We start from the raw sequence: 16,196 nt of genomic DNA, 5'->3' as shown, positions 1-16,196 counted from the left end.
TAACTTTTAAAGATTACGATACAAAATACCCAAGTCCGTCATTTAAAAAATGGACTACAATGAAATCTTTTTCAATTGTATCTTTTAAGGAGAGCTTCTTGATTACCTTTTGTTCTGGATAGAGGGTATTCTTAATTCTATCAAAAAAATATTAGGGTCAGTAAAGAATTGTTGCTCTTGCTCTACCCCTGACTTTACTAACCAAATTTCCGATCGTTCAAAATCTATAACATCTAATTGATATCCTGCAGGATTAAAAATCCAATATTCATACGGTCTTCTATTGTGCCAAACTTTTATTGGCATTAAGTCTCCCATATCTGGATTTATTGAAGCAGCCAATAGGCATTTTATTTTTTCATTAAATACTATTCTGCCGTCTGTTGTAACGGAACAAATAAGGTCTGTTAACTTAACCTTTGGATGCATGATTAACTCTGGCAAAACTGCTGTACTGCAGGAAATTCCAAATGGATGATTCCATAAATGTGCTGGGTCATTAACAATTATAGGATGAATAGCTTTCTGTGATTGAGGAAAAGTTGCACCTATTGTAGTTGAATCGATGGAATAACTTCAAATACTTAATCTAATTAATTTACATTAATTAGTTGAGCTAATTGAAATTTTTCTGAAATCGGCACCACTACTATCTCCTATATAAAGACCTATTTTTCCTTCATTAATGCTGGAAAGTTTTGATATGCTTAAAACGGGATTATCAGAGTCGTTAATAAAACATCTATACTCTTCTTTTTGATTACTAAGGTCATTTCAAACCAATCATTGGGGTCTGGTGTATTTTTAATCTCTTTCTCAAATACGGTGTTTTTATTTTCTCGAAAATATTTCCATGTATAAAATGGATGTGAAATATATTGAATAGCATGAATTCTCCTTATTGAATCTGTAGATTTAAAATTAAATGGACGACAATAAACTGCATCGTATGTTGAATCATTTGTTGAATGAAATGCTACTCCAATAAAGCTTCGTTGGAGAACATCTTTTCCTCGCATTTCAACTTTAATTATACCAGTTGTGAACATATTAATTGGTAGCCAAACTAGTCCTTGATCTTTGGCTTCTGAAATTTTTAAAAATTCTCCATTAGCGTCATTTACAACAGAAACAGTTCGATTGAACGTAATAAGTTTATTCTCCTTATAAAGTTTTGCTAAATCAATCATTTAATTTTGACCGTAAGAAAATAGCGTTACTAATAAAAATATTAGAAATAAATAGATTTTTTTTTCATAAATTAATTTTTTTCATATTTGTTTATTTGCGGGATTTATAAATTTGAATTGTTTCATTAAACTTTTAAAATCTATTCATTCATTTTTGGAAACCATAAGTCTACTGAGGCAGCAAAAATCCCAATTAGCATTAGCATAGTGAAAATGAATATTACAAAAGTGGCAATTTGTAAAAGCCATTTTTTTGAACTTTTATTTGCTTTTAAATAAAGTTCAAATATTGCTAATGGTAAAGTGTATTGAGAAAAAGTAAGAAAATATAAAAATGGCCCCTCAAATGTATAAGGATTAAAACCAACTGGTTTCTGATTAATAAACAACCAAAAATATAAGCCAACACGAAAAAACCATACACCATTGACCACCAGAAATAATCGGATCGCCCAAATACGATGATTTTTAATATCTCGAATAATAGCATATTTTACTGCAAAAATTGCAGCAATCATAATCAGTATTGCATTAATGCTAATACTAAAATGTTGTATCAATCCGCCTATAGAACCTCGAATCCATACCATATAAAGTCCACTTAAGCTTAGTATTATGGCAGTCAAAATATATAGATAACCATTCCATTTGTGAAAAACTGGAGCATATTTTCTTAATTGGGGAGTCAACTGTAGTGGCCCACCTATAATAATTATTGCCGCCAAAAATAAGTGACTTCCAACAATCAGATTTCCAAGTGTTTCACCTGCAACATACCCACGTGGTAACACTTTATTCCAATTTTCAAAATTCCCTTTTGCAGTTGCATTTCCATAAAATAAAATCACGTAAGTAGCAAAAATCCATTGCCCCAATACTGCTACTAAGAACCATATTGATATAACTGTGTTTAGAAGCTTTCTTTTTTTTTGTAGGTATTGTTTAGTCAATTTCTATTTTATTTTGTGAAGACATGTTAAACTTTGTACCAATAATTAACATGCAGAAACATATTCCGATTTCACCAATGCTTGCTGGAAGATGTATATATAATGAAATGCCTAATTTTGAATATTTTTAATTTGCCTAGGCCAATTATATGCATACTGAACTATTATTAAAGTGATTACACTTTCCACTATTGCTAAGAACACATAGAAAAAACGCCAAGGCATAATTGAAGTAAATGCAATCAATACCATTATAACAGTGAAAAATAATCCTACAACAATATTGAGCCATTTGTTTATTACAGATTTTAGAATAATTGATAAACAAACCATCATAGCCGGAATTGCGAGTAATAAAGTAGCTGCAAATAAATTTGTTGGGGTATTCAATAAATTTTCTCCATTTATCAATCCTTCTACTTTTCTAGGAACATATAACTCAAAATAATCTCCATACAAATAGCAAAGTGTTACAGAAGCCCATAATGCAGACAGTTTAATTTTGATATTTACTTTAGTATCTTCTAAATTGCTTGTTTTTTTTGAGTTCATAGATTTATCTTTTAAGAAATATAATTACGGCTGAGTAACTTTGGATTTGATATGTTTTTGGAATAGGTCACGTGGTCTTTCATTTAGTTTTTCATTGAACAAGATTCCTGCAATAAATACAATAGAAACAAAAGTAAAGAAGACAAATATTTGATTTTTTGAAACCTTTTGAATTTCATGTTTTTCATTTAATTCACAAACTTCACCTGGACAATATTGTGCTCTTTCTTTATAAAATAGTTTATAAACTTTACATCCCAAGCAAATTCCAAAAGCTGTTTCAAAAAACATTAAGATGAGGCATAGTAAACAAACAGTTCCAGTGATATAACTGTATGTATTAAAAATTGCCATCAAGACAAACATAGTTGCTGATAAAATCAATCCGATATACCATGCAAACACTTTTTGTTTAGCACCCACATATTCTGGATTTTGATTGCTTACAATTAAGCGTCCAATAATTAGGATAGGAGAAAATTTTGGACTGATAAATAAACGAATACTAAAATCTGAAAGAAAAATTGTTAAGACGTATTTAATTGGGACAAAATTCCCTTCAAATAATATTTGAATCCATGAAATGAATGTAGCTAAGAACATTATTCCAGCAGCAGCTCGTATCTCTCTTTCGTTTAAAACTGAGATATTGAATCCCTTGACATCTTCTCCAAATTTTATAATATGATTCATAGTAGCAATGTTATATATACAACACTATATAAATTATTACAACATTTTAAACCATGTTCAATAAACAACAGCTTTTTGTAAACAAAAAACATCTGAGGGTAGATAGTATAGTAGATTGAGTACAATAATTTTTGAACAAACTCTATATATTTTGATCATTTTGATTTACACTAACGGGCTATTAGTATATCTTAATTCTATTTACATAGACTAATAATTATTTTAAGAAAGATTTAATTATTTTTAGAGTATAAATTAATTAATGAAGAGAATCCTTGATATTAAGCAATTAAACTTTTATTTATGGACTGCAGCTGCTTTTTTGTTGCTATACTCATTCGTAGAATCATTTGCTTATCCAGGAACAATTATACCAAGAGTTATAAATAGTTTTTTGCTTGTTATGTTCATAACAGTACTCAACTTTATATTATTTGAGTTTACTCTTCCGTTTATAAAATTAACTCTCAAGTGGGTTTTAATTGGGTTCTTGCTTATAGCAAGCCTTTTGGTCTTCTATACATTTGGTTTATACGCTTGGAGATATTTTTGGATTCAGGCAGATGTTTATACATCTTTCATACCTGATACTTCTCTACTCAATGATGTTCTTGTTCATTCTCAATTTAGTTTTACATATTTATTCTTTTTTACAATTGTGCGCCATATTTACAATTATACAAAATTGATAAGCACTTCAAAGCAGTTGCGTATTGAAAAGCAAGAAGCAGAATTAAATTATCTTAAGTCTCAAACCAACCCACATTTTCTATTTAATACCTTAAATAATATCTACTCACTATCTAGAGATAAATCTGATTTAGCACCGGAATCTATTTTGAGATTGTCAAAAATATTACGTTTTATGCTATATGAAACCAGTGGGGAATATATAGCAATAGAAGAAGAGCTTAAAATACTGAGTGATTATATTGCATTAGAGAAACTTCGTTACGATGATTCATTAACAATAAAGTTTAATAAAGTTGTTGAAGATATAAAACAACCCCTGCCTCCACTACTTCTTATCCCATTAGTAGAAAATGCCTTTAAACATGGCGTTTCAGAAACGAGAAACCAGCCATTTGTAGATATTCAGCTTTCTATTTCCAATCAACAATTGCTGTTTATTGTTAAAAACTCTGTTGAAGAATCATCTGATTTATATGAAGTCAAAGAGAATATTGGACTTTCGAACTTGCGTAGACAATTGCAACTCCTATATAAAGATTATAATTTAACCGTTCAGAAAGAAACATCAGTTTTTACATCCTCCCTAACAATCAATTTGTTAAGCCATGTCTGAAATAAAGTGTATTATAATTGAAGATGAACCTTTAGCTGTAAAAGTGCTATCAGATTACATATCCCAAGTTCCATTTTTAAAATTAGAGAAAAGCTTTAAAGATGCAATCCTTGCAACTGATTGGCTCCGTTCAAATAGCATTGACTTAATGTTTTTAGACATTCATCTTCCTAAATTAAAAGGGATGACTTTTCTTAAAACATTTGCCCATCCACCTGCAGTAATTATAACTACAGCTTATCATCAATATGCTGTTGAAGGGTTTGATTTAAACGTAACAGATTATCTCTTAAAGCCATTTGAATTCGAACGTTTTCTCGCAGCTGTAAATAAAGTAAAAACAACAGTGGTAGAGAAACTGCAGCCAAATGATCTTTTGCACGTTAGAGAATATCTTTTTTTGAATGTTCAAAAAAAGAAAGTAAAAATTTTATTCTCTGATATTATTTATATTGAAAGCCAGCGGGAATACATCAAAATTGTTACTACAAAAAAAGAATTCGTTTCCAAATTGAGCACACATGAAATTGAATCTTTATTACCTACTGAACTCTTCAAACGTATTCACCGTTCCTTTATAGTTTCAATAAAAAAAATTGAATCATATACTGCAGAAATGGTTGAAGTAAATGGCATAAGCATTCCAATAGGTAGAGGCTACAAAGATGTTATTGATAGTTTATAAATTTATTGAGATGAAAATTAGTAAAATAATTGTATTTATACACGGACTTCACGAAAATGCTGAAAGCTGGAAATTATGGAAAATATTTTTTGAAGCATCAGGCTTTATTTGCCATTCACCAAACTATCCATTCCACGATGGCATTCCAAATCAACTGAGGCAAAATCCAAATAAAGCTTTAGCCAATATTAGAATGGCCAATGTTGTTGATTTCTATGCAAAATTTATTGAAACTTTGGGAGATGTTATGCCTATTTTAATTGGGCATTCCATGGGTGGGCTTATTGTACAAAAACTTATTCAAGCTGAAAAAGGTTCGGTAGGAGTTTGCATAACTTCTGCTTCACCCAAAGGAGTTCTTAGTTTAAAGTGGAGTTTTATTAAATCAAATATAGGAGTGATAAATCCATTAAAAGGTAATAGCTTGTATTGTGGTACAAAAGAATGGTTTCATTATGCTATTTGTAACACTTTGACACGACAAGAGTCAGATGAAATTTATGAAAAGGCTGTTGTGCCTGAAAGTAGAAATATTCCAAGAAGCAGCAGGTTTAATGATGGCGAAATTGCTTTTAATAAGCCACATAAACCACTTCTGTTTATTAGTGCTGAAAAAGACCATATCATTCCAATTAGTTTGAACATTAAAAATGTTAAAGCTTATAAAGACAAAAAAAGTGTAACCGATTTTAAAGAATTTAAAGGACGTTCTCATTGTATATGTGTACAAGAGGGTTGGGAAGAAGTAGCTGAATTTATAGAGAATTGGTTAACCAAAAATGTCAAAAGTTAATTATATAACATATTCTTCCGATTCTTATTTTTTAAAGTATTTTTCTATATAAAATTTATCTCTCAAAAACCTGTCATGCCATTCTGGGTTTAGTTTGTCAAGTAGAATCCCTTCGACAAATCCAACTGCATAAAAACAAATTCTTTTATCAATATTTACTTTTAACTTTTCGAGTCCATTTTTTTCACGAATAATAAATTCGCTTTTATATTCTTTGAACGAAATAAAGTCAGGTAATTGTATTATATCTTTTGAAGGTTGATAATTGTCTAATTCCTGCAAAAATTTATACTCCGAATATCTTGCAATACCTTCTTGCCATACTTGAAATGAAAAATATCTGTAATCGGCAGGTTTAAGAAGTTGCCTAAATTTATTTCGTTCCGATATATAAATTTTGAAATCTTTTTTGAATGATCTATTGTCAATACTTGAAAATGATTTCGACAATGCTGCAATGTATTTTTTATATTGTTCAATAATAATACTACTATCGTAAGGAAAAGCATAGTTTAATTGCCACATGCCTGATTGGTCACCACCTGACAATTCTAGTTTGTCGACACTTCTGTAATAATCGGGGTATGTATATTCGTATTGGTGAAAGTGTTCGTGCAGTAACGTTACAATCCAAGCTGTTGAACTTTTATTTGTTTTTTCTGGTGTACCAACTACAATACAGTTTACTCCATTTACTGCTGGAAAGGTAGCAAGATACCAATCAGGAAACTTTCTTGGTCTGTAAAATATTTTAGTTTTTAGTATTGAGTCGTTTTCCGATAATTTAAAATCGTTAGAAGGATAAGGATGGTTAATCAGATACTCTACGCTATCTTCGATGAGCAAAACAACAAATGGGACTTGATTAATTCCTTTCCAAATTTCCTCCCCAAACTGATTTGAAATATTGATAGCTTCGCGTATTCTAATTTTGTCTTCATAACGCATTTTAGTAGTTGTCTGTCCAAAAGAAACAGAAAATACTGTCAATACAAATAGAATTGAAAAGAATGTCTTTGTCATTTTGCTACGATATTAAATGCTTTCTATCGATTTATTAAAAATTGATTAACCCAGTCGCTTGGTTTCCCACACATAGATTTATAGGTATACTATACATTTTCTCTTTAGTTCTTCAATCCAATTGGGTATTACTTCAATTGGATTCCACCTCAAGTCAATTCTCTCTAAGTTTTCTAATTCCAGTATCTCTATTGGTAATTCAGAAATATTATTACCTCTTAAATCAATTTTTCTCAAATATTTCAATTGTTTTATGGATACTGGTATAGCTTTTATTTTATTGTTCCGTAAATGTATTTCTCTCAAATATTTATTTTCAGTTGGTATACTACTAATGAAATTACTTTCCAAGTTTAAGACCTTTAACTTATTCAATTCATTAAAATGTTCAGGTAAATCTGAAATCATATTATTAGCCAAATTAAGTTCAATCAATGATTTCAAATTGCCAAATGACTGTGGAATTATATTTAGATTATTTTTTTCAAGTTTTAATTCCACTAAGCTGGTTAAATTACCAATATCAACTGGCAATTCAATGATTCTATTATTGCTGATATTTAAATACTGCAGTCTTGATAAGTTACAAATTTCTATTGGCAACTTTTCAATTTTATTATCATGGAGGTACAAATATGTTTCTAACCTTAATAGTTCACCAATGCTTTTTGGTATTTCAATAAGCTGATTATGCCCTAAATCAATCATTCTTAGATTTATTAAGTTTCTTATTCTATCAGAAATGAATTTAATCTTATTGCAAGAAAGATTAAGGACTTCTAAAGTAGATTGATTCCAAAGTTCATCTGGAATTTGTTCAATTTTATTATCAAATACAGAAAGTTCAATTAAGCTTTTTTCAAATTCTGGAAAGTTTATTAGATTCTTGCTGTTTAGTATTATTCTTTTTAGCATGATTAGTATCTAAATTGGTTATAAATTATTATCTATTTCTAAGTAATAAAGCTGTTGAAGTAGCTGCAATTATTAGCTCATAATTTGCATTTGTATCACTGAAAAATGAAAAAGATGAATGATATAGGTCAACAATACCAATTGTTTTTTCTTGCATTATAAATTCATATCCACCTACAATTTTAAAGGGCGTTGTAATCGAATTGCTTTCACTTTTTTGATTTGAAAGATTAATTACTAATGGCTTGATTAATATAGTGTCTGTGTTATTAGTTAAAAGTCCACTTTCCTTTGTAGTGCCTTCCCTCAACAATGTAGAAAATGAACCAGGGGTAATTTCTATTTTATAATTTAGATTAAGTTTCCATTCAATTTTATTTGTATTAGAACTTGTCAATAGAATTGCACTAAAATTTGATTCCTCGGATTTAGGGATAGAAAAATCTTTTGTTTTATTGTACTTAAAGTTTTTGCTATGATCAGTCTTCTCTTGTTTGCAAAATATGAAAATTGAGTCTGTTAAATTAGTAATATAAAATTGAAATTTATTGGTAGATCTTGCAGTTACATCATTTATGTCTAAGCCTAAATTCAATAGTAAAGTTCGTTTAATTTCTTCGGCTGTAAATATTCCTCCAGTTGTTTTATCATATGTGCCTTTACTTACTGACCAACCATCTGTAAACGTTCCTGAAAATTTACTATCGAATCTAAGTTGGCTTTTAGAACCAGGCAATTTTTTGCCTTTTATACCAGAAACATTTATTGTATTTACTTTTTTACTAGTGCTATTTTGTGGTATGCTTAAAGGTATTTTTGCAGACGTGCATGAATTATTGGTAACAAAAAAAATATACAAAAGGATTAGATGAATGCTTTTTGTAGTTATTTGAGTCATTTATAAAATTTATTTTATTTTAGAGTTGTATCCTAGCTGAACTAATATTGGAAGAGAAGGTGTTGTTCTAAAATCCTGTGTAATGAGTTTACCTAATTTTAGATATATATCATGTTTTTTAAATGAAATACCTGATTGAAATCCATAGAAAAAATTACCACCTGTTGCTGGTTCAAACCAACCATCTTGTACATCGGGATAATTTTCTTTATATAATTTTGAATGTTTAAAGTGTGTAACAATGGATTTGTCAAATCCTATTTCTACAGCAAAATGCCAACCAGATTTATAATAACCTGCAGTAGCACTTATATCACTTCCAAAGTTCACTAGTCTTACTAAGGTATTTTCGTACCTCCTGAATACACTATAAAGTCTAGCACTGACTTGAAAATTTTCAATTTTTGCAAGATGAATTGTTCCGCCAATCTTTATTTTAAAATCGTCTAGTAGATTATTGCCCGAGGGAAGGGAAAATTCTCCCGACAGTATAATTGGATGTTTAGATTTTAATTGGTGCCCATAACCAATGCCATAAGTTAGCCCAAAGTCAATACCTGTATTAATATTGATTATATGTCTTTGATTTTTTTGTAGGCTGGCCCAATTTATATTTTGAGCAATTAGGGAACTTGAAAAAATTATTAGTGCCAATGTCAACTGTAGCTTTATTTTATTTCTCGATTTAGTCATTATGATAAATTATTTAATTGAGTTAAAATAGTTTAACATTACGGGGTAAGTATTATTCCATCCAGTTGAAAATGATAGCATATCATGTCCACCCCCTAATGTTTTAAATAGTTGGGTATTTGAAAAAGGAGCTGAAACCTTTTTCGCATATTCAAAGCCATAAGCTTTATTATTTTCGCTGTAAACGAAAAGAACTTTAGCTTTAAACTGATGGAGATTTGTTGTCCAATTTGGTTTTTCCTTTTCACCAATTTCAAACATGCTTTTATTTATTATTGCTCCATTTCTCCACATTGGTAGTGGACCTTCGTTTCCAGTTGGATTATCTTTTGCCCCATCTGCAGTAGTAAGCAAACCAAATTTATAGTCTAGTATTTCGTGCTCATTCAATTTTCCTGTTATAAATTGGTCCATATAAAACAAATCATTAAATAATTCTTTTGTAATGTTTATATCTCTCGAACGTTTAATATAGTCAAGAATGTCCTGCCAAATCAAGCCTCCTGGCTCAGCTAAAACAGCCCCATTTATTCTAGTAGGGTATTTATTAATATACGCAGTTGCAAGTATAGCCCCCCAGGAATGTCCCAACAGAAATACCTTTTGGTTGGCAATAGTTTTATAATGATTTATTACTCCAGTGAGTTCATCAAGCATTATCTGTATTGAATATGATTCTTTTGAAAAGCGTTGCGATAGTCCGGATCCTCTTTGATCATAGAAGACTACCTTATAACCTTGATTTGAAAAATCTTTGCATCTAAGTAAAGAACGGTAATCACTCCCTGGTCCACCATGCAATACAATTATAATTGCACTATCTGGATGACCAAATGTTTCGGAATGTAATTTTGCTCCATTTATTGTAATTGATGGTATAGTTGTATTTTGGTCAACTGTTTTAGGGACCAACATTCCTGGTGTATTTATATACATCTCTTTTTTGCAGGAAAACAACAAACAAGTAGTAGTAAAAATTGCTATTATTATTTTCATTCTTTAAATTGTTGCTTTAGTGTAATTATTATTCTCATTTTTTCTCATAGGTAACCCTATATATATCTCCTGGAAAAATTCCTGGCGATGTTATTACTATTAATTTTTTACAATCGAAAAACTGAATTGATCCAATTGTTCCATCCATAGTTATTGTATTGCCACTTATTGACCATGTACTTGTAGAATTTGCATTGAGTGAGCAAACTAAACCAATATCTATATATTGCGCAATACCATTGGCATTAAGTATTATTTCATTATCTTTTTCACATGCATCAAGTGTTGAAAAAATATCTTGCTCTGTCCCTGAACTATTGGCTTTGTATATTATAGCGGTAGTTTTGTATATGCCTGTTAGAGTTGTTATATTAGGATCACAAGAGGGGTTGGTATCGCTTTTTTTACATGCCACAACTGTGCTGCCTAGTATAACTAACGATAGGATTATATCTTTCAAAGAAGCAAATTTTTTAAGGTTAATTAATATTTGTATTTATTTTGTTGTACTACTCAAAAGAAAATCTGATTTAGTATTCCCTTTCAGTCCATAAATTTCTTTATCTTGCTCAGCCATTACTTTTTCAGCGAGAGTATCTTTTAGGGTTTTAACATTAAATAAGTCTTTCAACTTTTTATCTAGTTCTATGCCACGCAAATTTATTCCAATAATTTTTCCATTAGGAGCTATTAAAAAATTCGTTGGAATTTCATGAACTCCATACACTAATGCAGCAGCATTTTCACTTCCTTTTAAATCACTAACATTTGGCCACGAAAGTTTATCTTTTTCAACCGCTGATTTCCAGCTTTGCTCATTTACATCTTGAGAGACTCCAAATATTTCAAAACCACTCGATTTATATTTATTATATAATTCAACTAAGAAAGGATTGTCCCTCCTACATGGGCCACACCAAGAAGCCCAAAATTCCAGTAATATAAATTTCCCACGATAATCTGAGAGTTTTAATTGGACTTTATTAATACTATTCTGCTGAATATCTACAAATTGATCACCAATTTTAATCTGCCTATTTAAATCTAAATAATTTTTTATTTTAGATCCGTGTATTGTTAATTTGAATTTACTGGGAATTTTGGCATATATAGAACTCGTTATCTCTTTACCCCATTTGATACAATAGACACTTAATAAATAAGTCGTTATAAACTGATTAGGATATTTTAAAATTAATTGTGCTGATTGTTCATCAAGCTTCTTTTCTAGTTGTAAAACTCGTTTATAAGCTAAACTATCAGTTTTGCCAATAGTTCTCAATAAACTATCGATTTCATTTTCAATTGGATTTCTTAGTTTTTCAAACAATTGATTCAATTCTTCTGATAAAGACCCATTAATTAAAGATTTTCTAAAGCTGCCTTTGATGCCACTAAATTCAATAGATTTATTCTCTACCCAGAAAAATTTATAGTCTGTAAAAGACTTTGTTCTGATGGCAAAGTTTTGTGGAATATCATTTAAAGTCTTTTTTACTTTAAAGGAAAATTTCCCATTTATTATCATTACAGAATCTATTGGTGTTCCAAAATTTTCTGCTTTATCCAAGTAAAGCCATGTACTATCATTAAACCCATGAGTAAATCCACTTATAGTAATTATAATTTTTATTGAATCTTTATTTAAAGTGGAATAACTTTTTGTTGAAATAAACAAAATAGAAACTATAATCAGGTCAAGTCTTTTCATAATATCTTTATTGATTTTCTATATGTAAGATTATAGAAACTTTGTAACCCTAAGCGGATGCTTTCTACAAACAACAGAAAATTGTAAACAAACAGCTTTTGAATCTTATTTTTTAGAAAATCTTGTTCAGTAAAAGAGAGAAATATTTCTTTTTTGCTTTTGTACTTAGCGATCTAACTTCTGAAAAATCTATAGGATCATACAGTAGACCTGTTTCGTCTACTTTTCCTGTATCGTAAAAATTAAATATTAATCCAAATACTGTACCATTTTGTTTCCCGCTTAATAAATTATGTGAATAATCTTTTAGGATTACTTGCTTACCATTTGGCATTGCTGGTAATAACTTTTCAGTGGCAAAATCAGAAGGGGTTGATATATCTAGATTCCCACTTATTATTAATGTCTCAGTATTTGATTTTTGAACTTTTTGGTATTCCTCTGGTATTGAATATGAGTGCCAGGCTTTGATAGTTCCCCAACCTTGTAATGAGGATGTAGGTCCCAAAGTGGTTCTTGTAGATCTTAACCAATCTCGATAATTTACAGTTGGATTATAATCTGCACTTGCAGCTTTTTGAAAATAATCTCCCCATGCCATATTTTTAGTAATTCCCTTATCAAATAGTGTCTGTATCATATAAAGACCACTATAATCCTTATTATTTGCTGCATTATAATATGCATCAAACGCTTCAACAGCTCCTTCTTTAGATAACATCATTTGAAATGTTGAAGTTTTAATTTTATCGGCATCCAATTTAAATACCCGCCAACGTTTGGGCATTTTATCAAATGCTTGGTTTATAGCTGCTTTAATTGAACCCTTATAGTTGAAAATATTGGTAGCCTTATAAATACTGTCGTATTTATCAAGAATCTGTTCAGTTTTTTCAGGGAACCAAACAAAATGGCCTGGGGGGTTTGCACCTACCATTACTGATCGCTTAATTACCTCTGGATATTTATAACTATATATTAATGCTACTCTTGTTCCATAGCTAACGCTAAATAAATTCACTTTTACATAGCCTAATGCCTTACGGGTATATTCCATATCTTCTATAACATCTAGCATAGTATATTTGCTTATATCAATACCTTTTTCTTTTATTGATGCAGCAAACTCTTTTATCGCTTTTTCTAAGTTATCTAAAGACTTATCACTAAGTAGTTTATTATTTAATCCCTTTGTTGCTTTTCCAACTTTTTTTGATTGTAGTTTTACTGTTCCATCTACACCACGATAACCCACGCAAATGATATCATGATTAGTTACTAAACCTAGACTTTTCAAGTCTAACATATTTGAGCCCCCAGGTCCGCCTTCAAAATAAAATATTGGTTCTCCTACATCTTTTAGTGGCGATTTTAAAATAGCCACAGGCAATCTTATTATTCGGTCATTTGGTTTTTCTCTATTTTCTGGTACATCAATAAATCCGTGTACTATTTTTACAGCTTGTCCATTAGCTTTTATTTCTTCATAAGTTATTTCTTTTAACTTGGGAACTTGACAGAATATTTGTTTGCTAATTATATTCAATAAGAATAAACAAACTATTTTTATAATAAATGTTCTATTTTTCATAATCACTTCTTTTATTTTTTTATATTTAAAATGATTAATTAGATGTTTTTTTAGCAATTACAGTTCCTCCAGGTTGGCGAATAATGCATTCAGTATCATTTCCTTTATTATCTTTTTGGAACTGTAGACTAAAACCAGCTACTCCTTTTACACTAAAATTGCTTTCACTATTAGCCACTAATTCAAAATCCTGCTGACCAGAAATTTTGACCATAAGTGTATTCTCTTTGATGTATACTTTTATGATATTGCCTGATAACATATAGTTTCCAGTAAATTTTTCTATCTGTTCTAGTGAAAGTTTAACTGGTGTTTCAGTGTTATTCAATATTTCTTCGGAAACCTTTTTAGCCTTAATTTTTCCATCTGGTTGATTTAGGGTAAATCCTATTATATCCCCACTCTTATTTTTTTCAAAAGAAACCGTAAAACCAGGAGCTCCCTTTACTTCAAACATATGGTCCCTTGTAAAAACTAATTCATATTCTGGTTGACCAGGAATTGAGGCAATTAGTATATTATCTTTTACGTTAACTTTTACAGTTTGCCCAGAAAGTAGATAGTTGCCTATATACTTATTCAAACTATCTGAAAGTTGATAATCTGGGTTTTGAGGATTAATCAGTTCAGTATACAATTTCCCACTATTGGAGTAGCTTTGGTTTATGTATGGAATGGACTCACTTCCATTATTTTGTGCTAAACTGTGCTGGCTTATCAAGCCAACAAAAAAAAGAGGAATAAGTTGTTTCATTTTTTTGATTTTGAGTTGAATAGATAGAATGGCAATAAACAATGATTGTATTACCATTGCTTTTTGATTTATGCAAATATTAAACTCAAAATTCCAAGTGAGGGGTTATCCTATATGGCGAGGCTTATTGTTTAGCGATTGATTATCAGGCGAATAGATTAGTAATAACTAAAAATATGGCTTACAGTGTAGGAGAGTACTTATAAAATCGAATCAAGACTTCTTTTATTTAGATATTCTGTTGGAGATTGTCCAGTGACTTTCTTGAAATTCTTATTAAAGGATGATTTTGAATTAAACCCACAATCTAATGCTATACTCATCATAGTAAACTTCGAATTTTCAGGTAAAAGAACTTGGCGTATAAATTCCTCGACTCTTAGTTTATTTATATAATCATAGAAGTTTTTACCTTCTTTTTCATTAATTATTTGTGATAAATGATTCGGGTAAATATCCAATTTCTCCGCTAAAGCTGAAAGAGTAAGTTCCGGCTCCGTATAAAATTTTTCAATTTGCATCAATTCATTCAGCTTTTCATATTGTATTTGCGATGTTATTTCTGTTAGCCCTGAATTTGCATATTTCTTTTTAACTAAATTTTGGCCTTTCTTATCTAAGCTTTGATTTAGTCTAATCTCAGAAATCTCTGAATTAGTTATATTATTTTCAATTTTTTCAAGATTTAAACTTATTTCAAAGTTGTTATTTAGCTGTTGACTAATTGTGTTACTATATATCCTTCCTTGTTTGATACCAAAATAACCAATGATAATGACCAATACAACAGCAAAGCCAAAAATCAGATTATCGTAAGATGTCTCATTTATTTTTTGTGCAATTATAATTATCCAGATAATTCCCAGCCCGTAAATTAAGTATCGCAGCCAGTTTAATTTGATTTTTTCTTCATAAGAAAATTGGTTGGCAATATTTTGTTTGTGCTTATTTAAAATCACAAACAACCATATTACATAAACGATTCCAGAAATTAACGTAGAATAATTATTAATTCTTATCTGAATTTCAAATCCTTTGCCTCCGGAATCAATTATAGCTATTTTTTCTTCTGGGGATAATATTAAAAAAGGACTAATTATAATTAAAACCACAATAAAAGGTATGAAATGTAAAGTCCATATTTTTTTATTTTCAGGTAGCATATTCGTCAATGCTGCTGAATACAAATACAGCATTGGTCCGTGTAATAGAGGAAAAAGGGGAGCAATCGCAAATACGTCAATATATTTATTCCCAGGTATTGAAGTAGCAACAACAAAAAGCAATAAATGGCAACAAATGATTATTAGCCAAGCTAACAAAAACTTATCAGCTAATATTTTGTCTTTTTTTGAAAAAAGCAGAAGGATTAGAAAAAAATTAATGCCAATTCCAAATAAATAGAGCATTCTGAATAAATTAATTTCAAAAATAGCAAAAGAAATC

At 29.9% G+C, this 16,196-nt stretch carries 18 protein-coding genes; 3 read left to right on the top strand and 15 right to left on the bottom strand.

All coding sequences use genetic code 11. The features are described from left to right. Nucleotides 1–102 precede the first annotated feature (102 nt). The 5 genes from ACTIEI_RS01285 to ACTIEI_RS01265 all read right to left on the bottom strand — a co-directional run bounded on the left by ACTIEI_RS01285 (nucleotide 103) and on the right by ACTIEI_RS01265 (nucleotide 3,385). Nucleotides 103–429, bottom strand: coding sequence for a hypothetical protein (locus tag ACTIEI_RS01285; RefSeq protein ID WP_439504466.1), 327 nt, complete (start codon nucleotides 427–429; stop codon nucleotides 103–105). A 278-nt stretch (nucleotides 430–707) separates the two neighbouring features. After that, complete coding sequence (locus ACTIEI_RS01280; RefSeq protein ID WP_439504465.1) at nucleotides 708–1,190, bottom strand: hypothetical protein; 483 nt, start codon at nucleotides 1,188–1,190, stop codon at nucleotides 708–710. Between the two features lie 140 nt (nucleotides 1,191–1,330). After that, nucleotides 1,331–2,038: a DUF2306 domain-containing protein gene (locus ACTIEI_RS01275; RefSeq protein WP_439504464.1), complete on the bottom strand. Its 708-nt coding sequence runs from the start codon at nucleotides 2,036–2,038 to the stop codon at nucleotides 1,331–1,333. A gap of 213 nt (nucleotides 2,039–2,251) precedes the next feature. Then, entirely contained in the window at nucleotides 2,252–2,692 is a 441-nt protein-coding gene (locus ACTIEI_RS01270) for a DUF6326 family protein (protein WP_439504463.1), read from the bottom strand. 24 nt (nucleotides 2,693–2,716) lie between these two features. Then, the gene (locus ACTIEI_RS01265) at nucleotides 2,717–3,385 is read right to left on the bottom strand and encodes a DUF4395 domain-containing protein (protein ID WP_439504462.1); all 669 of its coding nucleotides are present in this window, start codon (nucleotides 3,383–3,385) and stop codon (nucleotides 2,717–2,719) included. Between the two features lie 262 nt (nucleotides 3,386–3,647). Here ACTIEI_RS01265 and ACTIEI_RS01260 point away from each other — a divergent pair, with 262 nt between their 5' ends. The 3 genes from ACTIEI_RS01260 to ACTIEI_RS01250 are packed head-to-tail and all read left to right on the top strand — an operon-like array spanning nucleotide 3,648 to nucleotide 6,169. Further along, entirely contained in the window at nucleotides 3,648–4,691 is a 1,044-nt protein-coding gene (locus ACTIEI_RS01260; protein WP_439504461.1) for a sensor histidine kinase, read from the top strand. After that, entirely contained in the window at nucleotides 4,684–5,376 is a 693-nt protein-coding gene (locus ACTIEI_RS01255; RefSeq protein WP_439504460.1) for a LytR/AlgR family response regulator transcription factor, read from the top strand. The genes ACTIEI_RS01260 and ACTIEI_RS01255 overlap by 8 nt, the downstream gene beginning before the upstream one ends. A 10-nt stretch (nucleotides 5,377–5,386) precedes the next feature. After that, nucleotides 5,387–6,169, top strand: coding sequence for an alpha/beta hydrolase (locus tag ACTIEI_RS01250; protein WP_439504459.1), 783 nt, complete (start codon nucleotides 5,387–5,389; stop codon nucleotides 6,167–6,169). Between the two features lie 24 nt (nucleotides 6,170–6,193). Here the strand turns inward: ACTIEI_RS01250 and ACTIEI_RS01245 are convergent, their stop codons facing one another. From ACTIEI_RS01245 to ACTIEI_RS01200, 10 genes are all read right to left on the bottom strand, one after another. Next, on the bottom strand, nucleotides 6,194–7,192 hold the full coding sequence (locus tag ACTIEI_RS01245) for a hypothetical protein (protein WP_439504458.1): 999 nt from the start codon (nucleotides 7,190–7,192) through the stop codon (nucleotides 6,194–6,196). A 78-nt stretch (nucleotides 7,193–7,270) separates the two neighbouring features. Then, nucleotides 7,271–8,107 carry a leucine-rich repeat domain-containing protein gene (locus tag ACTIEI_RS01240; protein WP_439504457.1) on the bottom strand — a complete coding sequence of 279 codons (837 nt, stop codon included), beginning with the start codon at nucleotides 8,105–8,107 and terminating at the stop codon, nucleotides 7,271–7,273. Between the two features lie 28 nt (nucleotides 8,108–8,135). Further along, nucleotides 8,136–9,005: a hypothetical protein gene (locus ACTIEI_RS01235; protein WP_439504456.1), complete on the bottom strand. Its 870-nt coding sequence runs from the start codon at nucleotides 9,003–9,005 to the stop codon at nucleotides 8,136–8,138. Nucleotides 9,006–9,014: 9 nt separating this feature from the next. Next, nucleotides 9,015–9,698 (bottom strand): hypothetical protein, encoded by a 684-nt coding sequence (locus ACTIEI_RS01230; protein ID WP_439504455.1) that lies wholly within the window; start codon nucleotides 9,696–9,698, stop codon nucleotides 9,015–9,017. A 9-nt stretch (nucleotides 9,699–9,707) separates the two neighbouring features. After that, complete coding sequence (locus tag ACTIEI_RS01225) at nucleotides 9,708–10,694, bottom strand: alpha/beta hydrolase (protein WP_439504454.1); 987 nt, start codon at nucleotides 10,692–10,694, stop codon at nucleotides 9,708–9,710. 34 nt (nucleotides 10,695–10,728) lie between these two features. Further along, nucleotides 10,729–11,154, bottom strand: a complete 426-nt coding sequence (locus ACTIEI_RS01220; RefSeq protein WP_439504453.1) for a lipocalin family protein — start codon at nucleotides 11,152–11,154, stop codon at nucleotides 10,729–10,731. A gap of 36 nt (nucleotides 11,155–11,190) precedes the next feature. Continuing rightward, complete coding sequence (locus ACTIEI_RS01215; protein WP_439504452.1) at nucleotides 11,191–12,405, bottom strand: redoxin domain-containing protein; 1,215 nt, start codon at nucleotides 12,403–12,405, stop codon at nucleotides 11,191–11,193. A gap of 112 nt (nucleotides 12,406–12,517) precedes the next feature. After that, complete coding sequence (locus tag ACTIEI_RS01210; RefSeq protein ID WP_439504451.1) at nucleotides 12,518–13,996, bottom strand: alpha/beta fold hydrolase; 1,479 nt, start codon at nucleotides 13,994–13,996, stop codon at nucleotides 12,518–12,520. Between the two features lie 34 nt (nucleotides 13,997–14,030). Next, nucleotides 14,031–14,750, bottom strand: a complete 720-nt coding sequence (locus tag ACTIEI_RS01205) for a hypothetical protein (RefSeq protein WP_439504450.1) — start codon at nucleotides 14,748–14,750, stop codon at nucleotides 14,031–14,033. A gap of 200 nt (nucleotides 14,751–14,950) precedes the next feature. Further along, complete coding sequence (locus ACTIEI_RS01200; RefSeq protein WP_439504449.1) at nucleotides 14,951–16,159, bottom strand: helix-turn-helix domain-containing protein; 1,209 nt, start codon at nucleotides 16,157–16,159, stop codon at nucleotides 14,951–14,953. Between the last annotated feature and the right edge of the window lie 37 nt (nucleotides 16,160–16,196).

The sequence above is a fragment of the Sediminibacterium sp. genome (genome assembly GCF_051860225.1).
In the GTDB taxonomy this organism is placed as follows: Bacteria; Bacteroidota; Bacteroidia; order Chitinophagales; family Chitinophagaceae; genus Sediminibacterium.
Note: the sequence above shows the minus strand (reverse complement) of the source record. Positions and strands in the feature narration are given on the sequence as shown.